This is a genomic window from Kordiimonas sp. (assembly GCF_048260245.1).
In the GTDB taxonomy this organism is placed as follows: Bacteria; Pseudomonadota; Alphaproteobacteria; order Sphingomonadales; family Kordiimonadaceae; genus Kordiimonas.
The window spans coordinates 41,276-64,918 of the sequence record NZ_JBLXGZ010000006.1 but is presented as its reverse complement, the minus strand read 5'-3'; the positions used below and the strand labels follow the sequence as shown (position 1 = coordinate 64,918).

At 54.5% G+C, this 23,643-nt stretch carries 20 protein-coding genes; 13 read left to right on the top strand and 7 right to left on the bottom strand.

What is annotated here, in order from left to right; translation table 11 throughout:
* Positions 1-116 precede the first annotated feature (116 nt).
* Entirely contained in the window at positions 117-926 is an 810-nt protein-coding gene (locus tag ACN0VM_RS05140) for a GIY-YIG nuclease family protein (protein WP_417449777.1), read from the bottom strand.
* Positions 927-1,049: 123 nt separating this feature from the next.
* On the opposite strand from ACN0VM_RS05140, the gene ACN0VM_RS05135 reads away from it, so the two are divergent.
* Genes ACN0VM_RS05135 through ACN0VM_RS05115 form a run of 5 tightly spaced genes read left to right on the top strand, consistent with a single transcriptional unit; the run spans position 1,050 to position 9,678 of the window.
* Positions 1,050-1,967, top strand: a complete 918-nt coding sequence (locus ACN0VM_RS05135; protein ID WP_417449776.1) for a restriction endonuclease — start codon at positions 1,050-1,052, stop codon at positions 1,965-1,967.
* Between the two features lie 20 nt (positions 1,968-1,987).
* Complete coding sequence (locus ACN0VM_RS05130; protein WP_417449775.1) at positions 1,988-3,577, top strand: type I restriction-modification system subunit M; 1,590 nt, start codon at positions 1,988-1,990, stop codon at positions 3,575-3,577.
* On the top strand, positions 3,567-4,907 hold the full coding sequence (locus ACN0VM_RS05125; protein WP_417449774.1) for a restriction endonuclease subunit S: 1,341 nt from the start codon (positions 3,567-3,569) through the stop codon (positions 4,905-4,907). Before ACN0VM_RS05130 ends, ACN0VM_RS05125 begins: the two co-directional genes overlap by 11 nt.
* A 2-nt stretch (positions 4,908-4,909) precedes the next feature.
* Entirely contained in the window at positions 4,910-6,583 is a 1,674-nt protein-coding gene (locus tag ACN0VM_RS05120) for an FRG domain-containing protein (RefSeq protein WP_417449773.1), read from the top strand.
* On the top strand, positions 6,580-9,678 hold the full coding sequence (locus tag ACN0VM_RS05115; RefSeq protein ID WP_417449772.1) for a type I restriction endonuclease subunit R: 3,099 nt from the start codon (positions 6,580-6,582) through the stop codon (positions 9,676-9,678). Before ACN0VM_RS05120 ends, ACN0VM_RS05115 begins: the two co-directional genes overlap by 4 nt.
* On the opposite strand, the gene ACN0VM_RS05110 is transcribed toward ACN0VM_RS05115, so the two are convergent.
* The 4 genes from ACN0VM_RS05110 to ACN0VM_RS05095 form a co-directional block, all read right to left on the bottom strand.
* Positions 9,652-10,497 carry a DUF3987 domain-containing protein gene (locus ACN0VM_RS05110; protein WP_417449834.1) on the bottom strand — a complete coding sequence of 282 codons (846 nt, stop codon included), beginning with the start codon at positions 10,495-10,497 and terminating at the stop codon, positions 9,652-9,654. The genes ACN0VM_RS05115 and ACN0VM_RS05110 overlap by 27 nt on opposite strands.
* 166 nt (positions 10,498-10,663) lie before the next feature.
* Complete coding sequence (locus ACN0VM_RS05105) at positions 10,664-11,041, bottom strand: hypothetical protein (protein ID WP_417449771.1); 378 nt, start codon at positions 11,039-11,041, stop codon at positions 10,664-10,666.
* Between the two features lie 352 nt (positions 11,042-11,393).
* The gene (locus ACN0VM_RS05100; RefSeq protein ID WP_417449770.1) at positions 11,394-11,603 is read right to left on the bottom strand and encodes a hypothetical protein; all 210 of its coding nucleotides are present in this window, start codon (positions 11,601-11,603) and stop codon (positions 11,394-11,396) included.
* Positions 11,604-11,697: 94 nt separating this feature from the next.
* Positions 11,698-11,829 carry a hypothetical protein gene (locus tag ACN0VM_RS05095; RefSeq protein WP_417449769.1) on the bottom strand — a complete coding sequence of 44 codons (132 nt, stop codon included), beginning with the start codon at positions 11,827-11,829 and terminating at the stop codon, positions 11,698-11,700.
* A 95-nt stretch (positions 11,830-11,924) separates the two neighbouring features.
* Here ACN0VM_RS05095 and ACN0VM_RS05090 point away from each other — a divergent pair, with 95 nt between their 5' ends.
* Positions 11,925-14,678 carry a response regulator gene (locus ACN0VM_RS05090; protein ID WP_417449768.1) on the top strand — a complete coding sequence of 918 codons (2,754 nt, stop codon included), beginning with the start codon at positions 11,925-11,927 and terminating at the stop codon, positions 14,676-14,678.
* 40 nt (positions 14,679-14,718) lie between these two features.
* Here the strand turns inward: ACN0VM_RS05090 and ACN0VM_RS05085 are convergent, their stop codons facing one another.
* Positions 14,719-15,189: a hypothetical protein gene (locus ACN0VM_RS05085; protein WP_417449767.1), complete on the bottom strand. Its 471-nt coding sequence runs from the start codon at positions 15,187-15,189 to the stop codon at positions 14,719-14,721.
* 106 nt (positions 15,190-15,295) lie between these two features.
* Entirely contained in the window at positions 15,296-16,213 is a 918-nt protein-coding gene (locus tag ACN0VM_RS05080; protein WP_417449766.1) for a LysR family transcriptional regulator, read from the bottom strand.
* 128 nt (positions 16,214-16,341) lie between these two features.
* Here ACN0VM_RS05080 and ACN0VM_RS05075 point away from each other — a divergent pair, with 128 nt between their 5' ends.
* The 7 genes from ACN0VM_RS05075 (at position 16,342) to ACN0VM_RS05045 (ending at position 23,589) form a co-directional block, all read left to right on the top strand.
* Positions 16,342-16,887: a carboxymuconolactone decarboxylase family protein gene (locus ACN0VM_RS05075; protein WP_417449765.1), complete on the top strand. Its 546-nt coding sequence runs from the start codon at positions 16,342-16,344 to the stop codon at positions 16,885-16,887.
* 62 nt (positions 16,888-16,949) lie between these two features.
* Complete coding sequence (locus ACN0VM_RS05070; protein ID WP_417449764.1) at positions 16,950-17,594, top strand: pyridoxamine 5'-phosphate oxidase family protein; 645 nt, start codon at positions 16,950-16,952, stop codon at positions 17,592-17,594.
* 143 nt (positions 17,595-17,737) lie between these two features.
* Entirely contained in the window at positions 17,738-18,787 is a 1,050-nt protein-coding gene (locus tag ACN0VM_RS05065) for an EAL domain-containing protein (protein WP_417449763.1), read from the top strand.
* Positions 18,788-18,967: 180 nt separating this feature from the next.
* On the top strand, positions 18,968-20,143 hold the full coding sequence (locus ACN0VM_RS05060) for a PepSY-associated TM helix domain-containing protein (protein WP_417449762.1): 1,176 nt from the start codon (positions 18,968-18,970) through the stop codon (positions 20,141-20,143).
* Entirely contained in the window at positions 20,140-20,346 is a 207-nt protein-coding gene (locus ACN0VM_RS05055; protein WP_417449761.1) for a hypothetical protein, read from the top strand. The genes ACN0VM_RS05060 and ACN0VM_RS05055 overlap by 4 nt, the downstream gene beginning before the upstream one ends.
* A gap of 58 nt (positions 20,347-20,404) precedes the next feature.
* The gene (locus tag ACN0VM_RS05050) at positions 20,405-22,558 is read left to right on the top strand and encodes a TonB-dependent siderophore receptor (RefSeq protein ID WP_417449760.1); all 2,154 of its coding nucleotides are present in this window, start codon (positions 20,405-20,407) and stop codon (positions 22,556-22,558) included.
* Between the two features lie 485 nt (positions 22,559-23,043).
* A complete protein-coding gene (locus ACN0VM_RS05045) occupies positions 23,044-23,589 on the top strand; it encodes a PAS domain-containing protein (protein ID WP_417449759.1) in 546 nt (181 codons plus the stop codon).
* Positions 23,590-23,643 lie beyond the last annotated feature (54 nt).

Genomic DNA, 23,643 nt, shown 5'->3' with positions numbered 1-23,643 from the left:
TCGCCCAATTGCTTCCGCATTCACGGAAGCAATACCGAAGCATTTGGCGCCCTAGTCTTCGCGTGGAGTTTAGTTCGCTCGAAGCATCTCCAAATTATAGCTACGGTGCATACCATTCAGTTGCGATTAAGCCCCCGCGCCCCTCTAGTGAATAACACGTTCTTCCAAAACGCTTCACGCGCTTGAATCTTGTCGCGCGTTTCATTGAATAGACTGTGCTCAAGCAAGGCGAACCGAAAATTCTTCCGGCAGTAATCAAGGTCGTGCTCTTTGATCAGTGAATGGATGCCGACATTTCCGCCATGGCCGCTCTCAATATAGCACATCCACCGAGACCAAACGCCGTGGTCACCGTATGCTGCCCCGACATACTTTTTGCCCGTGCGGCAATCTGTCACCAGATAGACGCCCTTGACACTTTCAAGAGCCGCCTTCCAATCTGGGCGGCCTGTCTTGGCCAATGCCTCTAGCTCTTCAAAGGACAGGTCGATTTCCTGAAAGCCTGGAAATGCTTGCCCTGTGTATGGCTCAGCCAATATTTCTTTGACCTCGAAGTCATTGAACCAGGGCTCCATACAGGTACGGGTAGCCCTGTTTTTATAGGGCGTTCGAATTTTAAGGCGGCCAATGAAATCTTTACCCTGCTCAGTTAGCACAACTTCATATCGGTCCTCATATCTGGCTGTCACCTCAAACACGCCACCAAACAGCCATGTCTCGGGCTCATGATAAAACTGCATCATGGAGAATATGAACGGCAGGTTGAAGTCATTTCGGCCGGGCCTGAATTCCTGCCAACCCTGCCATTCTCTTTTATCACGAACCCACACTTCCAGTGGCTGCGAATGTTGATTGTACCTGGCAAAATGAATTTTATAGCTTTCCCGGTTTTGGATGTCCCAGATACCCGAAAGTAAAATTGCCATATCACTCCCTTTGAAAACTGCCTTAAACGAATAGCCCTACCCAAGCGGTGAAAATACACTCGCACAAGCTGCGTGAATAGGTGTACCATTCACATGAAATAAAAACCAGCGGGGGGGGGGCTTATGATACCAGATTATCAAACACTGATGCTGCCAGTGTTGCAGGCGTGCGCGCACGGCGAGGTTTCCAATACTGAGGTGTTCGACCGTCTGGCTGACGAATTTTCCCTGACGGAGGAAGAGCGCGAACACCTGCTGCCGAGCGGCAAACAAACCACCTTCCGCAACCGTGTCAGTTGGGCAAAGGGCTATCTGAAACAGGCCGGTCTGGTTAAATATACCAAATACGGCCACTTTGTTATCACCCCGGCGGGCCTTCAGGTACTGGGGCAAAACCCAACAAGCATCGATGCTGAGTTCCTGTCACAGTTTGACTCTTTTCAGGAGTTCCGCAACCGCAAGGGCACCCCAACGGAGACACAAGCTGAAACCAGCGTGCTAAATGTGTCCGAGCAGTCCGGCAAAACACCAGATGAAGTCCTGCGTGCCGCACACCGGCAAATTAACCATGCACTGTCAGCCGACCTGATAGACAGGGTGCGCGAGGCAACGCCTGATTTTTTTGAAGACCTGATCGTCGAGCTATTACTGGCCATGGGCTACGGCGGCGCGTCAGAGGAGGCGGGGCGGCGCATTGGCGGCTCTGGCGACGGTGGGGTTGATGGCGTTATCGATCAGGACCCGCTGGGGGTGGATCAGATATACGTGCAAGCCAAGCGCTACAAGGAAGGTAACAACATTGGCCCCGGCGCGATCCGGGATTTTTTTGGTGCGCTGAACCTCAGAAAAGCACAAAAAGGCATATTCTTCACAACGTCTGCTTTCAGCAGTGACGCGATACAAACAGCAAAAGACCTTGGCATGCGTATTGTACTGATTGACGGTGAACGCCTTGCCAAATTAATGCTGCGCTATAACATCGGCTGCCGCGATGAAGAAACATTGCACCTTAAGAAGATTGACGAAGAATTTTTCGAGTGACCGAGTAATCAGGGAAGACCATGACCGAAAGTGAATTTCTGAAAGAGCTTGAAAAAAAGCTGTGGGTTGGCGCGAACAAACTGCTGCCTGCCCTTGATGCCGCTGTTTACAAACATGTGATGCTGGGCCTGATCTTCCTGAAATATGTGTCCGACGCGTTTGATGAGCGCCGCATGGCGCTTGAGAAGCGCTTCACCAACCCCGAAAGCGATGATTATCTGGACGGCGACGCCGAGATGCTGGCCGAAGAGCTGGAAATTCGCGACAATTACCTGGAGAGCAATATCTTCTGGGTGCCTATTGAGGCGCGCTGGAAAAACCTGCAGAACAGCGCCAAGCTCGCGCCCGGCGCAAAGCTGCCATGGGGCAAGGAATTCAAAAGCGTTGGCCGCCTGCTTGATGATGCCATGACGGCGGTTGAGCGCGAAAACCCCAAGCTTAAAGGCATTCTCAATAAAGATTATGCCCGGCTGCAGGTGGAGGATGCTCGGCTGGGTGATCTGATCAACCTGATCGCCACCGTCCCCTTTGCGCACCAGCGTATGCACGCAAAAGACATTCTCGGCCATGTGTATGAATATTTCCTCGGTCAGTTCGCGCTCGCGGAAGGCAAAAAGGGTGGGCAATACTATACGCCAAAATCCATCGTGAACCTGGTGGTGGAAATGCTGCAGCCCTTCAAGGGCCGGGTGTATGACCCTGCCATGGGTTCAGGCGGCTTTTTTGTCTCCAGCGAGCGGTTCATTGAACAGCACGAAGGCAGGCGCGGCGATATTTCCGTGTATGGGCAGGAAAGCAACCCCACCACGTGGCGTTTGTCAGCGATGAACATGGTGCTGCGCGGCATTGATTTTAACTTCGGCGGTGAACCGGCAGATACCCTGAGGCGAGACCTGCACCCGGACCTGCGCGCCGATTATGTGATGGCAAACCCACCGTTTAATATGAGCGAATGGGGCGCAAGTGAGCTGGAGGGCGACAAGCGCTGGCAGTTTGGCGAACCACCAAAAAACAATGCCAACTTTGCCTGGCTGCAGCACATGTTTTTCCACCTTGCACCGCGGGGACGAATGGGCCTGTTGCTGGCCAACGGCTCCATGAGCTCATCCACCGGCAATGAAGGCGCCATCCGGCAACGGCTGGTGGAAGCAGATGTGGTGGAATGCATGGTGGCGCTGCCGGGGCAGTTGTTCACCAATACGCAAATTCCCGCCTGCATCTGGTTTCTGGCCCGCGACAAAAAACGCAAAGGCGAGATACTGTTCATCGACGCGCGCGAGCGCGGCTTCATGAAAGACCGTGTGCTGAGGGATTTCACCACGGATGACATCACGGATTTTGCAACCACCTTCCACAACTGGCAAGCAGGCGAAGGCTATAAAGACTTGGCCGGTTTTTGCAAGTCAGCCAGCCTTGACGAGATCAAAAAGCATGATTTTGTGCTCACCCCCGGTCGTTATGTTGGTGCCGCTGATTTAGAGGACGACGGAGAACCGTTTGAGGAAAAAATGGCCCGCCTGACCGCAGAGCTGAAAGCGCAATTTGAAGAAGGAGCGAAGCTCGAAGACCAGATCAAACAAAGCCTCGGGGGGCTGGGGTATGAGCTCTAGTTCGCCGCTGCCAACAGAAAGTCTCGAAGGTGTGTGCGAGTTGATTGTAGATTGTCCGCACTCAACACCTAAATGGACAGACCAAGGATTCTTGGTTATCCGTAACCAAAATATTCGGAATGGTCGGTTAGACCTTAGTTCAAAGAGCTATACGGATGCCGAGCATTTTGCACATAGAATTCGTAGAGCAAAGCCGCAAGCCAACGATATCATTTTTACTCGTGAAGCTCCGATGGGTGAGGTCTGCCTGGTCCCGGAAGGGCTAGAATGTTGTGTCGGACAAAGGCAGGTTTTGCTCAGGGTCAAAGAAGGGGTTGACCCAACCTACGTATTTTATGCTTTGCAGTCTCCAGCAGTACGTCATCAAATCTTCTGGAATGAAGGGACAGGCTCGACGGTTAGTAACCTTAGAATTCCAGTACTAAAGAAGCTAGAAATCCCTAGAATCGGTGCTTCCGAAGAGAAGATCGCGAACATCCTATATACCTTAGACGCGCGAATTGAATTGAACCAGCGGATGAATAAAACGCTGGAGGAAATGGCGCAGGCGATTTTCAAGTGCTGGTTTGTCGATTTTGAACCCACCCGCGCCAAAATGGCCCAAAAAGAAGGGAGCGGCGAAAGCGAAGCCAGCATCTGCAACCGCCTCAAAATCACCCCCGACATCCTAGCCCTATTTCCTAATAAGTTGGTAGACAGCGAACTTGGCCCAATCCCTGATGGCTGGAGAGTTCGCCCATTTTCTGACTACGCGACATTGGTAACTACAGGAGTTAAACCATTCGAAGACCCGAATAAGGATTGGGTGCATTATAGTATTCCTGCTTATGACGCAAATCATCTGCCAATTATCGATGCTGGCTCAAACATTAAAAGTAGCAAATACGCAATATCGCAGCCCACAGTTTTGGTTTCTAAACTCAACCCCACGACTAAGCGTACTTGGGTTATCTGCGAGCCCAAACCATGTTCAATCTGTTCCACTGAGTTCATGCAGTTTGTACCTAATCAAAAACTGTCGGGCATAGGGTTCTTGTACGGAATGATTGAAAGCCCGAATTTTCAGGCAGGCATGCTTGAAACCGTCACGGGTTCAACTGGCTCGCGACAAAGGGCTAAACCTCCTGCTGTACATAAAATGCAACTGGTGTTTCCAACAACTTCTTTAATTGAAGTCTACGAAAAGTTGATATCCTCGTTAGTTTCCCAATTGGAATCCAACCGATGGGAGGCCCACTCCCTTGCGCAAACCCGCGATGTCCTTCTCCCCAAACTGCTTTCCGGCGAAATCTCTGTTGGTCAAGCCCAAGATGAAGTTGAGGGTGTTTGAGGATGGCGAAACTCTGGACTGAGGAAGACGCCAAAGCGGAACTGATCAGAAACCTGCATGCCGTGGGTCGATCTGCTCCGTCCAGCTTTAGTGTGCGGAAATCACCGCGCGCAAAAAGCGAACTGATTGGATGGACGCAAACGCCAGAACCAAACCACCCTGAGATCACAGACCGCGACCGGGCCTATCTTACAACGTATCTAACACTATCAGACCCGGAACGATTGCCTGGTCGCGGGATTGAGTTACAAGGCGAAAAATTTCTTATCCCCGACCTCGCCGTACTGAAGATTTTTTCAGCCAAAAAGATCATCACCCTTGAGGAAGACAAGGAAACCTTCGTCGTCAACACTTCACTGGCAAGCGAATATATGCTGGACATCATCACCAACGACGATGTTCAACGCTATTTTAGCGCGGTACCCGATTGGAAAGGCTTTGACTTCGCGGTCAATCCTATGCTTGTAGCGGGGAGCTACCCCAGTGGCCACATACCCGTCACCAAGCTATCCAGTTGGCGTGACCTGCCAGAACTTTTGGAAGGCGAATTTTTCAACTACCCCAACATCGAATGGGTTTTTCGTGGACAGCGCCGGTTCGACTGGACTTTAAGCCCCACGCTGGGGAGGCACGATAAACGCGGGTTCGTAACTGAGGAATTGGCGGATGCTCAAATCGAACGCTTCCGAAAAGCGGTCAGGGGCAGGATACAAGATCATTCCGTCGTTGAAGAAGCAGAGACTGACGAACTTTGGGCAGTTGGTCAGCATTACGGCTTGCATACGCCGCTTCTTGATTGGACTCACTCCCCCTATGTCGCGCTGTTTTTTGCGTTTTTTGGTGCCGACGTTGAATATGAAAGTAACAATCCTTACCGGGTTATCTATGCGCTCAACAAAACATACCTGAATACCCACAAGGAATTTGATGAACTCCGGATTATTGAACCCCGCAAAGACGATCATGGTCGGCTCGTCAATCAGGCGGGCCTCTTTATCCACACGCCTTATGGCGAATCCATCGAAGATAAAATCATCAATATTGTGCTGGAAAACGCTGAAGTAGATGATGAAGAAGCAGTGTTAGAGGTGGCCAACCACATATGTAAAATCTACATCCCCAATTCGGCCGATGATCGGTCCGCCTGCCTTAGGCATTTGAGGCAAATGAACGTGCATCCTGCCAGTTTGTTTCCTGATCTGATCGGTGCTTCCGAATACTGCAACGCTATATTGGCAGAGGAAGTGGTTCGAAAGAACGACCCCCGCGATCGCGAGTTGATAGAGCGTCTGGTTGAGAAGGAAGCTGATATGGAGGCTTCTTCTCAACCGCAGCCAAAGAGTGAGGCTGAGCAAATTATCCCCACTCGGGAAACGCCCAAAGTACCTCATCAGCAGCCCGATAGCGTATTCTCCAGAAGGGCAGATGAAGATCGCTACACCTTCTTGGCTAGGATGCTTGAAGACTGTTCTCCCGGTACACCTGAGGACGTTCTCTATGGGTTGGTGAAAAGCCTGGACACTGAAATTCGAAAAAACCTGGTAGTCGATTGGCAAACTAGAGAAAGTGCGCAAGCCTCACTAAGGAACGCCATTCGCAAGACGTTACGCAAACATGGTTATCCGCCCAGTATCCGCGATATGGTAATTTCGGCAATTCTTGAGGGTCTGAAATGAACGAAGACAACCTCGAACAACTCGCGCTCGGCTGGTTCCGCGACGCTGACTATGAAGTGGCCTATGGCCCCGGCTTGCTGGCGCATGAAGATAACCCGCATGGCGAGCGGGCGAACACGCGGCAAATCCTTCTTCTGGGCCGGATGCGGGCGGCGCTGACACAGCTAAACCCCGATATTCCGGCTGTTGCGATTGATGAAGCTGTTGACGTGCTTTCAAAACCCAAACAGCCAAGCCTGATTGCCAACAACCGCGCCTTTCATGAAATGGTGCTGGAAGGTGTGCCGGTGGAATATGAACGGGGCGGTGAGCGCATCGGCGACCGGGTCAAGCTGTTTGACTTCCAGAACCCGCTTAACAACCGCTTTCTCGCGGTTAACCAATATACCATTCAGGGTACCAAGGGGCCGCGCCGCCCGGATGTGATTGTGTTCATCAACGGCATGCCGCTTGGTGTGCTGGAGCTGAAAACACCAACCCATGAAAGCGCCGATATCTGGAAGGCCTATAACCAACTGCAAACCTATAAGGCCGAAATTGAAGACCTGATGGTCTATAACGAAGTGCTCGTGATCTCGGACGGCTATAATGCCCGCGTCGGCTCGCTCACCGCACCGCGCGAACGTTTCACGCCCTGGCGCACGGTCAAGAACGAACATGACAAACCGCTGTTGGAGTGGGAACTGGAGAAAGTTGTGCGCGGTTTCTTCGACCGCACCCTGTTCATGGATTATATCCAGCATTTCATTCTGTTTGAGGTAGACGGTGCCGAGACAATCAAAAAGATTGCCGCCTATCATCAGTTTCATGCCGTGCGGGAAGCGGTCGCCGCGGTTATCAAGGCCAGTGGCGCGGGCGGCGACAGGCGCGGCGGCGTAGTGTGGCATACGCAGGGGTCCGGCAAAAGCATATCCATGTCGTGCTTTGCAGGCCGCCTGTTGCAGCAGCCCGAGATGAACAACCCGACACTGGTGGTGGTAACCGACCGCAACGATCTCGACGGTCAATTGTTTCAAACATTTGCTAGCGCCAAGATGTTGTTGAAGCAAGACCCCCTGCAAGCGGACAGCCGCGATGATCTGCGCGAAGCCCTTTTGGGGCGTCCGGCGGGTGGCATCATATTTACCACGATCCAGAAGTTTTCAACGCTTGAGGGCGAAGCGCGCTTCCCCATTCTCTCGGACCGCTCCAACATTGTCGTCATCGCAGATGAAGCGCACCGCAGCCAGTATGGCTTGTCCGCCAAACTGAAGGGCGAGACGGGCGAATATAAATATGGCTATGCCAAAAGCATGCGGGATGCGCTGCCGAACGCAACTTTCATCGGCTTTACCGGCACCCCCATTGAAAGCGCTGATGTGAGCACGCGGGCGGTGTTTGGTGACTATGTCAGCATCTATGACATTCAGGACGCCGTAGAAGATGGTGCGACGGTAAAAATCTATTATGAAAGCCGTCTCGCGAAGCTGGACCTCAAACCCGAAGAAATGGCGCTGCTCGATCAGGAATTTGATGAAGTCCTGGAAGATGAAGAGGACCTATCGGCCCGCGAGCGCGAAAAGAGCAAGTGGTCGACCCTTGAAAAGCTGGTGGGCGCGGAGCCCAGGATCAACTCGGTAGCGGCAGATATTGTCGATCACTTTGAAACACGCTCTGCCGCGATGGCTGGCAAAGCAATGATTGTCGGCATGAGCCGGGAAATATGCGTTCACTTATATAATGCGCTTGTTGGATTGCGGCCCGCTTGGCACGACGACGACCCGATGAAAGGGGCTGTGAAGGTTATCATGACCGGCAGTGCCGCTGACAAAGCACTACTGCAGCCGCATATCTATAACAAGGCCGTCAAAAAAGCGATCGAGAAACGGGTAAAGGACCCCGGCGACCCGCTAAAAATTGTCATAGTGCGTGATATGTGGCTGACTGGCTTTGACGCGCCCTGCCTGCATACAATGTATATCGACAAGCCCATGAAGGGCCATAACCTGATGCAAGCCATTGCCCGTGTGAACCGGGTATTCAAAGACAAGCAAGGTGGCCTTGTGGTTGATTATATCGGCATCGCCAATGAGCTGAAATCAGCGCTCAAGACATATACCGACAGTGACGGCAAAGGCGCACCAACCCACGACGTTAAAGCCGAGGCATTTTCCAAGCTTCTCGAGCATCTGGAAATCATTCAAGCCATGTTCGAAGACTTTGATTATTCGGCCTACAAAACGCAGGCAATGCAATTGCTGTTACCTGCAGCAAACTACGTGCTGGGGCTTGAGGACGGTAAAAAGCGCTTTCTTGACCATGTAACGGCACTGACACGCGCAAACTCATTGTGCGGTACATTGGACGAAGCGGCAAACTTGAAAGAAGAAATTGCCTTCTTGCAAGCTGTACGAACCGCAATTGTAAAAGCGACCACGCCCGACAAAAAACTCTCCGCTGACACAAAAGACAGCGCGATCAATCAGATCATCAACAATGCTGTTGTGGCTGATGGTGTTGATGACATTTTCGCTTTGGCCGGGCTCGACAGCCCGGACATCAGCATCCTGTCTGATGAGTTCCTGGACGACCTCAGGCATATGAAAGAGCGAAATCTTGCCGTGGAGCTACTGCAGAAGTTGCTCAACGATAAAATCAAAGCTCGGACCACGAATAACGTTGTACAAGAGCGCAAATTCAGCGAACGGCTTGAGGCCGCTTTGTTGAAATATCGGAACCGCGCAATCGAGACCGCACAGGTTATCGAAGAACTGATTGCAATGGCAAAGGACTACCAGAAGGCCGCGTCACGGGGTGAAGAGCTCGGCCTGAAGCACGACGAATTAGCCTTCTATGACGCCATAGCGGAAAACGAAAGTGCTGTGCGCGAACTGGGCGATGACACGCTGAAGAAAATTGCCGTCGAGATAACTGAAAAACTTCGGTCTAGCGCTACAATCGATTGGCAAAAGCGGGATAGCGTGCGCGCTAGATTACGAAATTTAGTCCGGCGCACACTACGGCGATACAAATACCCTCCCGATAAGGCGCCTGCCGCGATTAATTTGGTGATGGAGCAAGCAGAAACATTAGCCGACGCTTGGACCAACGACTAAAATTATTGTCACATGTCGAGGGCGTGTCACAGCGCTGGATTGACGAGAAAGCGGCCTTGGCTTTTGCCTGGGTGCCGGGTTTGGATAGATGTATAGGAACCGCGCGCTCAAGCCGTCATCATCACCTTTGAGCAGACAGCTTTCCAACCGGTCCGGTTGAATACCGCCAAGCACTGATATGGCAAGGTTCGGGATATGAAAAGGCTCACCACCGTTTTTTACTCGGTCAAGCGTGTATGGCCTGCCGCCGTACGCTTCCAGCCATAGGGCTCTGTCACCGCCCTTGCCGCCCGTATAGCGGTCCATACCGCCAAACCAGCCTGCTAGCTCATCACGCACCGCCAACAAGCCCTTTTTCTGGCCTTTCAGAGCAACAAGCAGTGCTTCTGTGGTGGCATCCCGCACTGTTAGTCTTTTCCTGACCGGCATATCGGGTGCTACCGCTTTTTCTGGCATCAGAGGCGGCGCATAGCCCTTTGCATGGGCATCCTTGGCCTCCCCCTCCCACTTTTGCAAATCAAGTGCAGCCTCCATCTTGTCGGTTTCATACTGCCGCAAAGCTTCCTCGAAGCCGCTCAGGTCAGCGCTCTCAGGTGCTGAGAGTGCTGAGAGCACCGGGTCCATTGCCGGGCTTTTCCCGGCAGAAGGATTACCGACAATAGCCGTCCAGAAAATGGCAGGCTCAGACCAGCCAGCCCAAGGCGACACACGCCTTGAACTGCCAATCAATGACGCGCACCCCGTTATGAGTGTGGCAGCAACATAATCCGGGGGCGATGATTTGCTTCGAGCTGTGGTGACAACCCAGTCAGCAACCAGTTCCGGGAATATATCCAGCGGGAAAACCGGTGGGGGCGTGGTGGTGTCCAGAATTGTAAGGTCCGGTGTTGGCTAGTTATCATTGGCACCAACCGCTCGTGACCGGTCCTCACAGGGCTTCGCCAGTTCAAAAGCGCCAAAACATGGTCACGCGTCCAGCCTTCACCTACTGCATCGGCAGCATCCCAGCCTTTGGGAAGACAGTTAATGTCGGTTTGAGGCACCCCAACCGGTTTCGGTCGCAACCGGTATTGACCGCTTTTTCGAGGGTGTCTGCGCTTACATCAACGGCAAGAACTTGGGCCGCGCCAGCCTGCTGGCACAGGTTGGCAACCGTATGCATGTATTTTGTACCAGGGTCATCATTATCCGCCCAAAGGATAACCGCGCGCCCTGCAAGCGTGGTCCAGTCAGTGAAACGGGCAGCGTTCGACCCGCCCATGCTTGTGCTGGCAAGAAAGCCGACGCCGGAGAGTGCATCCGCGCATTTTTCACCCTCGACTAGGATGACCGGTTCTGACGGGCGGACGCTCAAGGCCTCCATGTCATAAAGAACCCGCCTTCAAGGTCTCTGCCATTTGTTCGCCCTAAGGCAACCGGACCTGATTTTCTTCCTACCGGTCCTGAGGAGAAATATCTCCCTTAAAACGGTGTGCGCCGGTATAAACCGGTTGAGACTGGTTCTGCCCGGTTCCAAACCGGCACACCGCAGCGACAATATCACCACGCTCATTGCGGTAAGGGTACACCTTGGAGGGGGGGTGCCCAAGGTGGGGTGCGTTTCCGGCAAACTAACGGTCATTGGCCACCACTCCCGTAAGCTTTTGCACATATTGTACAGCTTCATAAGGGCTAATGTCGTAAAGATAACTTGCAAGGCTTATGAGACCACCGCCCTAGTCATCGGTCGCCAAGTCTGCCCAGGCACCACTATTCAGGTTTATGCGGAAGGACCCTGATGACCGGTCTGACCGGGTTGGGTTAAAGGCGACCCATTCACGCGCCATGCGTTTGCCTTGTGGCAAGATGCCGGGCACCCGGTCGGCAAGCCGTACGACAGGGGCGCACTGCTTCCACTGCGCACCGCGTGTTAACCATAATTTCATCATCTCGTCCTATCGTGCGGAACAACATATTGATTGGTGAGAGAATTGTGGCATGCACTGCCTTGAGGGGGCTTCATTCTGCTGTTTACCTTTGTTACCTGACGCCGCAGAGAGCACGGGCCCGGTACACGCCCTGATCACGCAGCCGGATGACAGCGGCATCCACAACCGTGCGGCCGATCGCGGCATTGCAGGCGGCGTTAATCCGCCAAATTTTTATATTCATGGCGGTCGCTTCCTGCCATCTCCTCAGGGTGTTGTGATGGACCAAGTGAAATTTGTGTGCCCCGCAGGATGGAACTTTGATATGCTACACCCCGTATGACAGACGCTTCACAAAAATACCTGACCCGGCTTGCGCCTTTACTGATCCTGCTTGTTGGCAGTGCCATTTCACTTGCGCTTTTCCAGAAATTTCACACTGTCGAGCGGGAACTGACAACCGCCACGTTCTCAGCCAAAGTGGCGGAACAGGCGCGCAATATCGAAGCCGCCTTCAACCGGCGGCTATTGCAGGTGGCTTCGGTGGCCAATTTGTTTTCGTCATCCAAGTGGGTAACGGAAGAAGAATTCAAGCGACTGATTCAACTTGTTTATTCCGAATTTCCTGACCAGCAGCGGGTCAGCTGGATCGCGCGGACACCGGCGGGAAATACAGCCTCGTTCATTGCCCAGTTCCAGCAAAACGGCGGCCCGCGGTATGAAGGCTTTGATATCTTCGACTTCAAGGACGGCAAAATCTCTGCGCCGACCCCGGTGAATGGCTACTTCAATGTGCTTGCTTACAGTTATCCGTCAACTGATACCCCGCACCTTATCGGCCGCAACATAGGCAGCCATGCACCAATTTTCGATTATATCATTCCCGCCGTGCGCAACGCCACGCCGCATATTTCAGACTTCCGCGTCGGTATACCGCCGCTTATGCCTGACCCGGTATTTTTTATCGCCTATCCGGCCCAAAAAGTGCTGGCATCCAACCGCGCCTTCGTTTCCGGCATCGTCGTTTCCGGCAACTATCTGCATGATATTTTCCGCGCCTCAGGTATTGCGGATAGTTCGGTGTCGCTGCGGTATAAAATCACCAGCGCGGGGGGCACCACATACTATTACCCTGAAGACAAACTGCTGAATGATGGCGATACCATCGCCCGCGAAACGCCTCAGGTTAGCTTCATTCACGATCTGTCGGTGGCGAACCGCCCGTGGCAGCTTCATGTGGATGTTATAGACATGCCCCACACCGGTGCACAGGGCCTTATCTACGGCGTGCCACTGGCCGGCCTTTTGATAACCGCATTGCTCGCATTTCTGGCCCACCGTACGCTGCATGACCGCGCGCGTCTGCAAGGCGCCGTCAAGGAGAAGACCAAAGAGTTGCGCATCGCCGCCGAGGAATTAAACCAGAAAAACGGCTGGCTTGACCAGGCGCTGGTGGAAGCCCGCGCGTCGTCTGAGGCAAAGTCCATGTTTCTTGCCAACATGAGCCACGAGATCAGAACACCGATGAACGGGATTATCGGCACGACAGGGCTGCTTCTCGATACCGAATTGACGCCGAAACAGCGGGATTATGCCGAAACCAGCATGCGCTCGGCTGATGCGTTGCTGGAACTGATCAACGACATTCTCGATTTTTCCAAGGTCGAGGCTGGACAAATGGACCTCGAAATTGTGCCCTTCAACGTGATGCACCTTGTTCAGGACGTTTGCGAACTGATGGTGCCGAGATGCAATGAAAAAGGCATAGAATTACTTCTGGACTGCCCGCCGGACACCGTAGCCTTCGTCAAAGGTGATCCGGGCCGCCTGCGCCAGATTTTGCTCAACCTGCTAGGCAATGCGATCAAGTTCACTGAAAGTGGCCAGATTCTTCTGTCACTGAATTCGAAGATCAGTGAAAGTGGCGAGCGGTGGGCTTACTTTTCCGTGCAGGATACCGGCATCGGCATCCCAGCGGATAAACTGGAAAGCGTTTTTGGCCGTTTCACCCAGGCGGATGCTTCCACCACACGACAGTTCGGCGGTACCGGGCTCGGGTTGACCATCTGCCGAAACCTTGTGCACCTTATGGAGGGGGATATCTCTGTGACCAGCACCCTCGGCGAAGGTTCCACATTCAGCTTCGCCATCCCCTTGCCCGAAGACAGGGAAGCCCGCCCTGCGGCGCCGCCCGTGGATATTGATATCCTCCGTGGGCTGCGCGTGCTGGTGGTCGATGACAGTGAAACCGCCTGCAAAATTGCGGCACACCAGTTGATAAGCGCACACATGCGCCCCGAAACGGTCAGCAGTGCGGCCATGGCGCTGGAGGAACTGCAGGCAGCTATATCGGCGCAAGATCCCTACAAACTGGTGCTGACAGATTATTGCATGCCCCGCATGGATGGCTTTGAACTCACCACAAAAATTAAGGCTACCGCCGCGTTGCGCGAGACACCAGTGGTGTTGGTAACCTCCGCACCCGGCAAAGGTGACGGAAAGGCAGCACGCGCGATCGGTATCTCAGGGTATCTGACGAAGCCGGTCTTTCCCGGCGAGTTACCGGTTATGTTGGCAGCCGTGTTGCACGCCACATCGGAAAAACCCGTCACCGGGTTAATCACCCGTCACAACCTCAGTGGCCGCAAACGCACCGTGTCCAGCCTTGACCTTGACTTCAAAGGTGCGCGTATCCTGCTGGCTGAAGATAACCCGGTAAACCTCATGGTCGCGACCAAATCACTAGAACGGTACCACTGTCTTGTGACCCCTGCGGGCAACGGCCTTGAGGCTGTGGAACAAGTCCGGCAGCGCCAGTTTGATCTCATTCTGATGGACTGCCGCATGCCGGAAATGGACGGGCTTGAAGCCACCCGCGCCATACGCCTGCTTGAGCAACTGGAACGCAAGCCGCGCACGCCCATTGTGGCCTGCACTGCAAACGCCATGGCAGAGGATGAAGCAGAATGCCTCGCCGCCGGAATGGATGACTTTATCAGCAAACCGGTAAAAACATCTGACCTTGAAGAAAAGCTTCAGAAGTGGCTATTGGATCACCCAAGGGATGCTGTCACAAAGGACTACATACAATAGCCCTTTGTAAATAGCGCCATGCCTCATCAACCCCGGCTTCTTACTTTTTCAGCGGGATAGCTCCCGTCACCACGCTAAAGAGGATCGTCGCTAGAAGCGCGATTGACCCGTTATAATAGGCTGGCATGATCTGATTGCCGGAAACAAGATAAGCCCATACGGGAAACGCGAGCGTGGAGATGATGATGTGGGTCCACTTCGGCCGGCCCGGTTCCGCCTCGTTATTGAGATACACCGGCGTCAGCACGAGACAAACAACAAAGGTAATGGCATAGGCAATCATACGCGCCTTGTCGCTCGCCACATCTGAAATGACAGCCACCGCCGCCGTATAAGCCGTAACCAGTTCGGCTGGCACCATTTTGACCATTTTCTGGGTAAATTCGCTAGCAGCCCCTGAGGCCGCCGGAGCCGCGGCGGCCGGTGTACCCGGTGCGCGTGCCGTGGCTTGTGTGGTTGCCAGCGTTGCGGGTGTCGCCGTCTCCGGCGGATAATACAGGCGTGATGACATGAAGTTCCCCCTCCTTGATCCCTGCGTTGTTCCACCCATGACTATACTATTAGTTTTATTTTATAAAACCCTGAATATATATAGCGTAATCTTTTGCGCATGGCCATCAGCCTGGATTACCCCATTCCCACAGCGGCACCACCGGATTGGAGCGGAAATATTCGCCCGCAAACTGAAGAAATGCCTCAAGGTTGGGCGAGATGATCCGGCGCGGCGGATAAAGCGCACTAACGGGGATTTCCGGCGCCTTATAACGGGTCAGTATAGGCACGAGGTGCCCGGCCTCCACCCCGGCGCGCACCTGATAGGAAAGTGCGCGTGTAACACCGACCCCGGCCTCCGCTGCGGTAATCGCCGCATCGGCACTGTTGACCATCAGCCGGGGCATCAGCCGCACCGGCCTTACCCCCGGCGCGATACGCCACTCATTGGTCGTATCAAGTGGCTCAAATGCAATAATGGCGTGGTTTTTCAGATCATCCGGCGTTTCCGGCACACCGTGCTCAGCCAGATAGTCGGGACTGGCAACAATCGCGGTGCAAACCCGGCCCAGCTTACGCGCCATCAGGCTGCTATCACCCAAGTCTCCGATCCGCACCGCAACATCAATGCCCTCCTCTGCCAGATGGGCATTGCGGTCCGACAGGATCAGACGCACAGCAAGTGTGGGCTGCGCGGCCAGCAACGCGTTGACGAGCGGCAATATGTGAAGCCTGCCAAAGAGAATTGGCGCCGCGACAGTCAAGACACCTTGTGGTCTTGCTCCCTCGCCCCGGGCGTATGCTTCCGCAGTTTCAATATCATCCAGAATTTGCCGGCAACTCTCAAGATAGATACGGCCGCGTTCTGTCAGCTTGACCGACCGTGTGGTCCGGTTGAACAGAACAAGCCCAAGCTGCGCCTCAAGCTCCGCCACGGCGCGTGAAGTGCCCGAGGGTGACTGGCGTAACTGGCGGGCCGCTTCAGCAAAGCTGCCGGTGGCAGCAACCGCCACAAACGCCCGCATGCAATCAATCCGGTCCATATAATTATCCCAAAATACGCAACAAAGATTTGCAATTTTGCTATATTATCATGAACGACGCAATTGATTATCTCTTGGACATCCCGGCAAGACCAATGACCGCCGGGAAAATAAAATGGAGAAATCAAATGAACCGTATTTCCGTCCCGAGCCATGACAGCGCTCCCGAAGCTTCCCGTCCCCTGCTTGACGCCGTGAAAGCCCAGTTAGGCACCGTGCCCAACCTCTTCCGCCTGATTGCCAACAGCCCAAAGGTGCTTGAAGGCTTTCTCGGTTTCAACGGTGCGCTGGGTAAAACGCTTGATGTCAAAACCCGTGAGCGTATCGCCCTCGCGGTCGCCGAGATCAACGGCTGTGATTATTGCCTGTCTGCTCACAATTATCTTGCAGCCAACCTGGCCCGCCTTGACAGTGAAGAGATTGACCGTGCCCGCAAGGGAACATCCGCCGACGCACGCGCTAATGCCGCCGTGGCCTTTGCGGCAAAGGTGACCCGCAGCCGTGGCCGCGTCGAAGACGCAGACATCCGCGCGGTGAAATCCGCAGGCTTAAGCGAAGCCGAGGTTGTCGAAATTGTTGCCGTCGTTGCAGAGAATTTCTTTACCAACATGCTCAACAATGTTGCGGAAACCGAGATTGACTTCCCGGTTGTTCGTAACGCTTTGGCGGCGTAAGCCCCCCCGGGGCTGCCTGTCCCCCCATACAGGCAGCCCCATCCCTTTTCCGGAGGATATTCATGGCATATGGCTTTCTGGACAGATTAACAGGCCCCGGCGTCATCGACGCGCAGGAAAAACACGGGTCACGCAGGGCCTATGCTAACCCGAAACCAGGCCGCGAATTTGATCGGTTCACTGAAAATGAGGCCCACTTCATCACGGCGCGCGACAGCTTCTATATTGCCAGCATCTCGGAGACGGGATGGCCATATGTGCAACACCGGGGCGGCCCTCCGGGCTTCCTGAAGGTGCTGGACCCGCAAACGCTCGCCTTCGCTGACTTCAGCGGCAACCGTCAATATATCACGCTGGGCAACACCGGAGCCAACAACAGGGTGGCGCTTTTCCTCATGGATTATGCCCACCGCGCCAGACTGAAAGTCCTCGCACGCCTTGAAGTCAGAAATCTTGATGACGATGAAAACCTTGCCCAACACCTGATGAAGCCGGGTTACAGGGCAAAAGCAGAACGCATTATGGTTATGAAACTGGAGACGTTTGACTGGAATTGTCCGCAGCATATCACACCCCGCTTCACCGCCAACGAACTTGAAGAAACACTGGGGCCCATACGTGCCGAATATGCCGCTCTGGAAGCAGAAAACCGCGCCCTCCGCGCCCAGCTTGCCGAGTATGCCAAGGCAGGAAACCATAACCGCTGACATTCAGGAAACGCGCCCCTCGGGGCCAGTAAACCATATCATGCCAGGCACGCATGGCTTATAAGCGCTCCTACCGTTGTCGGTCTGATCTTTTCCGCCTGCGGTTCCGTATACCATGTTCCACGGAAAAAAGGAGCCTCCCCTTGCGCTGCATTGATTGTGAAACTGTCAAAAACCACGTCTTTGACGAAACGTTTTTCTGGGTCTACCTGCCTACGGGCGAGAGCTACACCAAGGCCAAACGGCTGGCAGCCGAACAACAATACGACTGCCGCCCCTTTGGTGAGCATGGCCTTCGGATCAAGCGCGCCCGTGAGCAAGTCGCTGACTTTCTCACCTCCTTTCTTGGTGCGCTTGGCGGACCGGAGCTTGCAAACACCAACATAGTGACAACGGACGACAACCATCTCCCACCGGAAAGCCTTGGTCGCGTGATCACGGCCGACGTGTTCATCAACCGTTTTCATAGCGAGTGGGTAATTGAGGCCCTGGCGGCAGAGCGCTATGAAACATGGTTTCAGCCCATCGTATATGCCTCCGGCCCACGGGCCGGAGATGCCTTCGCCCATGAGGGCCTTTTTCGTCTGCGCGACACTGCTGATAACATCATTCCCCCGGTGCATGTTTTTGGCGTGGCTGGAAAATCCGACCTGCTGTTTTCGCTTGATCTCGCGGCGCGCCGCAAAGCGGTGGAGAGCGCAGCCGAAGCAAAACTGGCCGGCAAGATATTCATCAATTTCAATCCCTCAAGCGTCTATGACCCGGCCTACTGCCTGCGCACCACCGCCAGCAGCATCGCCGAATCCGGGCTTCGTGCCGAAGATGTGGTGTTCGAGTTGACTGAAACCCATATGGCGCGCGACAAAGCGCATCTTAAGGGCATTTTGGCGTTCTACCGCAACGCGGGGTTTGGTGTCGCACTGGATGATATTGGCTCCGGCTGGTCCGGGCTTAACATGCTGCACGAGATGCGGCCCGACTATGTGAAGCTGGATATGGACCTCGTGCGGGATGTGGATACAGACAGCTTCAAACAGGTGATCGTGCGAAACCTTATCAGCATCGCCCGGGAGAATGGCATCCAGACCATAGCGGAAGGCATCGAAACTGTTGCCGAGGCAGACTTTTTGCGCGGTGTGGGCGCGGACTTTCTGCAGGGCTATTATTTCGGCCACCCCGCACCGGTACTGTAACCCCGCCCCTGGTGCCTATACTGTCACCGCTAATAGCAATAGCTTCCGCGCCCTTCTGCCACGACAGATTTTGTTACTATCTCAATGACAGCGCTTGTCATCGCCGTTCTCTGCCGTTAATAAGTCTGATAATCATTCTTATCAGTAATGTTGATTTATTGACTTCGGCGGCTTCGCACCATGCAGCGCAACACTATTCGCATCTGGTACCTTACCCACAAGTGGACAAGCTTGATATGCACCGTCTTCTTGCTGATGCTGTGCATAACCGGCCTGCCGCTTATTTTTGAGCATGAGATAGAAGACCTGACGGGTGAAGCCTATATTATGCCGCCGGTCGCGGATGAGGGCGCGCGGGTCAGTCTGGACCGGGTGCTGGCCAACGCGCTTGCCTCCCGCCCTGGCGAAGTTGGCCTGTTCATGAGCTTTGATGAGGATCGCCCGGTGGTGAATGTAACCTCCGGGCCCGCACCCGACGCACCGGGCGCCGAAATGACCCTGATGTCGCTTGACTGGCGCACGGGGAATTTTGTGCCTGCGCCCGATGAGGGCGGCGTGATGGGTTTCCTGCTGCAATTGCACACTGACATGTTTCTGGGCCTGCCCGGCATGCTGTTCCTTGGGGCGATGGGGCTGCTTTTCTTTGTAGCCATTGTCTCCGGCGTCGTGATTTACGCCCCCTTCATGCGCAAGCTTGATTTTGGCACCGTCCGCACGAACCGTAGCGCGCGCCTCAAGTGGCTTGACTATCATAATCTCATGGGCATTGTGACCGTCATGTGGGTTTCTGTTGTCGGGCTCACCGGTGTGATCAACACCTTGTCGGACCAGATCACCACCCTTTGGCAGTATGATCAGCTATCAGAAATGACAGGCGATTATGGCAGCATGTCTGCCCCCACACAGCTTGCCTCCGTTCAGGCTGCGCTCAATACCGCGCAGGCGGCAGCGCCCGGCATGCGTGTACAATTTGTCGCCTTCCCCGGCGGTGGCTTTTCCACCAAACGGCACTATGCAGTGTTCATGCAGGGCAACACAGCCTTGACCAAAAAGCTGCTGACCCCCGCGCTTATTGATGCCGAAACAGGCACCTTTACCACGATGCGGTCTATGCCTTGGTATATGCAGGCACTTCTGCTTTCGCAGCCCTTGCATTTTGGTGACTATGGCGGGCTACCGCTTAAAATCCTGTGGGGCCTGATGGACCTGTTCACCATCGTCGTGCTTTTGAGCGGGCTGTACCTGTGGCTGGGCAAGCGCGGTAGCAGCGTGGAAGCCCGTGTACGAGAACTTGAAAGCGGTGGCCGAAAAAATCCGGAGGCCAAAGAGCCTGCCAGGGTGGAGACACAAGCATGAACCGGGCGCCCACCAGCAATAAACCATCATCCCTTCGCACACCGTGGCAGGTATTTGCCGTACCGGTCGCCCTCGCCGCGCTCAGCCTTTTAGGGCTGGTGAGCGCACTGACGGGCGACGGCATGCGGGATGCACTCTCTTGGGCAGGCCTTGCCGCGCCCGTTGTTGTCACCCTGTGGGCGCTGAAAGTGCGCCGTCAGTAATGGCATCCATAACAAGCACCCTCCCCCAAAAGCCGGGTGTAATTTGAGGAAACGACCAATGAGTAACACATTATCCCCCATCAGACGCATCGCCCTCCTGAGCGCAACCAGCCTTGCCTTCACTGGCCTCGCCAGCGCGCAAGAGGCGGCGAATACCGGTGACGAGCTTGAGACCATCGTGGTCACCGCACCCAACTATGTGCCAACCGGCAGTGGTGTTGGCACCAAGGCCAATATCCCGTTGGTGGAAACACCGCAATCCATCTCTGTCATTACACGCGACCAGATCGACCTGCTGGACTGGTCCAACCTTGGCCAGACCGTGCGTTATGTGGCTGGCGTAAACGGTGAGAATTACGGCCCCGACGAGCGGGTTGACTGGTTGACCATGCGCGGTTTTGAGCCTGTGCAATATATTGACGGGCTGCAATCGTCGATCGGCTCCATCGCCAACACCGGGCTCGACCTTTACGGCGCGGAATCTGTCGAGATCCTCAAGGGCCCGTCATCCGCGCTGTATGGTCTGACACCGCCCGGCGGCATCGTCAATGTGACCAGCCGCCGCCCGGATGAGCAGTTTGGTGGTGAACTTGAAGCACAATATGGCAACCGTGACCACGTGCAAGTAAACGGCACCATCACGGGCGCAGTCTCCGATACTGTAAGCGCGCGCCTGACGGCGCTCTACCGTGACCGTGGCACCCAGACCGCCGGCGTGAAGTCCGAACGGATTTATGTCGCCCCGGCGATTACCTTCAAGCCTGCTGAAGACACAAGCTTCACCTTGCTGTCCTTCTATCAGAACGATGACGTCACGGGTGACGGCGGTGGTTTCCTGCCAAGCCAGGGTACGCTATTCGACAATCCCGAAGGCGAGATTTCCTCCACCGCAAACCTCGGCGAGACCAGCTATAACCGGTTCCAGCGCGAGCATTACGGTATCGGCTATGACGCTGAGCATGCGTTTAACGAGACCTTCTCGGTGCAACAAAACCTGAAGTACACCCATCTGGACAGCGACCAGCGCGGTATTGGCGGCAGCGGCTTCGCCGACGCTGACTTTGACGGCACACCGGACGACTACCGTACCGTGAACCGCTACAGCTTCTCGTTTGCGGAAGATGTGGACACATTTGCCGTCGACACCCGCCTCGGCATCAATGTTGTCGATGAAGGGGTGTTGGAACACACAGCGCTCGTGGGTGTGGACTACCGCACGTATGACTATCAGGGCTTCAGCGCGTTCAGCTTCGCGGGCATCCCCACCATTGACATTTTTGAGCCCGTTTACGGCTACGACATTCCCACGCTGGACCCTGTGCTGTTCTCTGACCTCAAGGAAAAGCAGCTTGGCGTCTATGTGCAGGACCATATCACGCTGGGCGGCTTCCACTTCACCGCCAGCCTGCGTCATGACTGGGTGGACACGGACGACCGCATGAGCGGGACCACCCGTACCGACAAGGATTTCTCCTACCGTGGCGGTGTGTCTTACCTGTTTGAGAGCGGATTTGCGCCATATATCTCCTACGCACGGTCTTTCCAGCCTGTAGCGGGAGCCGGTCGCGATGGCACACCGTTTGACCCCACCACCGGGGTACAACTGGAAGCAGGCGTCAAATATGATGCCCGCGGCCTGCCAAAAGGCATCAAGCTCTTTACGACACTCAGCGCCTACCAGTTGACCCAGAAAAACGTGTTAACGCCGGACCCGACGAACACGGGCGCCGAGGCCTTTGACGTGCAAACGGGTGAAGTTGAAGTGAAGGGTGTAGAATTTGAAGTGGTTGGTCGCTTCAATGAACGTCTCAGCATCAACGCCAGCTATACCTACACCGATAGCGAGGTAACCGAAAGTAATGGTCCTGAGCTCGGCGGCGAGCTACCAGTGACGCCAACGCACAAGATCTCGGCGCTGGCTGACTATACCTTCCAGGACGGGAGCCTTGCAGGCCTTGGTGCCAGCTTTGGTGCACGCTACCTCAGCGAAAGCGCAGGCAACCTTGCCAGCACCTTCACGCCTACGGTCTATACCAACCCGGCGGTAACCATCTTTGACGCCAGCCTGCACTATGACCTTGAAGACTGGCGCCTGTCGGTCACGGCCAGTAACCTGTTCGATAAGGAATATGTCGCTCGCTGCTATAGCGCAACCAACTGCTTCTTCGGTACCCGTCGTGTGGTGACCGCCAGCATCGCGCGTAAATTCTAGGGGCACGCCTTTTCAGAAAACCCTGATGCCCGTGAGCGCTTTGGCCTTCGCGGGCATTTTTATGCGCCCCTCACATTTCACCGCCAAGGCCGCACTGAAATTTGAGCTTTGGGCAACAATATATTCTACAACACTTCCAACAAGCGCAAGCTGAAGGGGAGTTGAGTTTCAAGTATCATATGTTTCAAGTGAGGAAACCGCTGCACCTTCGGGCGCGGCAGTTTTCGGCTGAACGCCCCTGCGCCTCCCCACCGGCTCTACCGCCCCCGTCGGGAGATAAACAATAGTTTAAACCAACCCTTCATTTATTGCGCGAAATGACACCGATAGACAAGATTGTTGTGCTCGATTGTTACGTATCCGCATTATGCTGCAAAGTCGCAGAAAAGCGCTGAATTTATGATTAATTCGCTTTAACCTTGAGGCTATTCGGTGTATTCCCTCGCGCTTAGCGTTTATGTGTTTCGAGTGTGTGAGTAATTCGTTTGGTACCCGGTTTCAAGAACATCAAAGACGCCCTGCGGCCCAGCGGCGAGGGCCTTATACCCGCGCCTGCCAAAGGTCATGGCGACACCGGCTTAAAAAGCGCATCGGTCGAGCACCCGGTGCTAGAGGCCCTGTTTCGCTTCTGGTCGACAAAAAAAGGGACACTTGGCAAGCTCCCCTCTCGCCGCGATATCTCGCCTGCCGAAATCAAAAAGCAGTTACCCTATGTCGCCATCGCCGATGTCATTAACGGCGGAAAAGACTTTTCCTTCCGTCTTTGCGGCACGATGATCACAGAAGGCGCCGGTGTAGAGCTGACAGGCAAAAACTGGTCCGACTTTGACAATACCGCCCACATTATCGCTCGCACCCACAAGTTGGTAAAAACGGCAGCCCCTTATTACTTGACCAACCAGCGCGCCACATGGGCACCCAAGGACTTCCAGCACTATAGCGTGCTCGCTCTACCGCTCTCGAGCGACGGCGAGACGGTAGACATGGTACTATACGGCATTGTCTACCAGCCGATGGCACACAGCGAGTAGCCCCTTTTCTAAAGATCGCTGTAGTGCCATAGTATCCCCATTCGGGGAGAAAAC

Coding starts and splice junctions, on each gene's coding strand:
- ACN0VM_RS05085 (WP_417449767.1), bottom strand. CDS start 15,189: ATGTCATCACGCCTGTATTATCCGCCGGAGACGGCGACACCCGCAACG.
- ACN0VM_RS05075 (WP_417449765.1), top strand. CDS start 16,342: ATGAACCGTATTTCCGTCCCGAGCCATGACAGCGCTCCCGAAGCTTCC.
- ACN0VM_RS05125 (WP_417449774.1), top strand. CDS start 3,567: ATGAGCTCTAGTTCGCCGCTGCCAACAGAAAGTCTCGAAGGTGTGTGC.
- ACN0VM_RS05105 (WP_417449771.1), bottom strand. CDS start 11,041: ATGGAGGCCTTGAGCGTCCGCCCGTCAGAACCGGTCATCCTAGTCGAG.
- ACN0VM_RS05080 (WP_417449766.1), bottom strand. CDS start 16,213: ATGGACCGGATTGATTGCATGCGGGCGTTTGTGGCGGTTGCTGCCACC.
- ACN0VM_RS05055 (WP_417449761.1), top strand. CDS start 20,140: ATGAACCGGGCGCCCACCAGCAATAAACCATCATCCCTTCGCACACCG.
- ACN0VM_RS05115 (WP_417449772.1), top strand. CDS start 6,580: ATGAACGAAGACAACCTCGAACAACTCGCGCTCGGCTGGTTCCGCGAC.
- ACN0VM_RS05135 (WP_417449776.1), top strand. CDS start 1,050: ATGATACCAGATTATCAAACACTGATGCTGCCAGTGTTGCAGGCGTGC.
- ACN0VM_RS05050 (WP_417449760.1), top strand. CDS start 20,405: ATGAGTAACACATTATCCCCCATCAGACGCATCGCCCTCCTGAGCGCA.
- ACN0VM_RS05120 (WP_417449773.1), top strand. CDS start 4,910: ATGGCGAAACTCTGGACTGAGGAAGACGCCAAAGCGGAACTGATCAGA.
- ACN0VM_RS05140 (WP_417449777.1), bottom strand. CDS start 926: ATGGCAATTTTACTTTCGGGTATCTGGGACATCCAAAACCGGGAAAGC.
- ACN0VM_RS05090 (WP_417449768.1), top strand. CDS start 11,925: ATGACAGACGCTTCACAAAAATACCTGACCCGGCTTGCGCCTTTACTG.
- ACN0VM_RS05070 (WP_417449764.1), top strand. CDS start 16,950: ATGGCATATGGCTTTCTGGACAGATTAACAGGCCCCGGCGTCATCGAC.
- ACN0VM_RS05095 (WP_417449769.1), bottom strand. CDS start 11,829: ATGAATATAAAAATTTGGCGGATTAACGCCGCCTGCAATGCCGCGATC.
- ACN0VM_RS05060 (WP_417449762.1), top strand. CDS start 18,968: ATGCAGCGCAACACTATTCGCATCTGGTACCTTACCCACAAGTGGACA.
- ACN0VM_RS05100 (WP_417449770.1), bottom strand. CDS start 11,603: ATGAAATTATGGTTAACACGCGGTGCGCAGTGGAAGCAGTGCGCCCCT.
- ACN0VM_RS05130 (WP_417449775.1), top strand. CDS start 1,988: ATGACCGAAAGTGAATTTCTGAAAGAGCTTGAAAAAAAGCTGTGGGTT.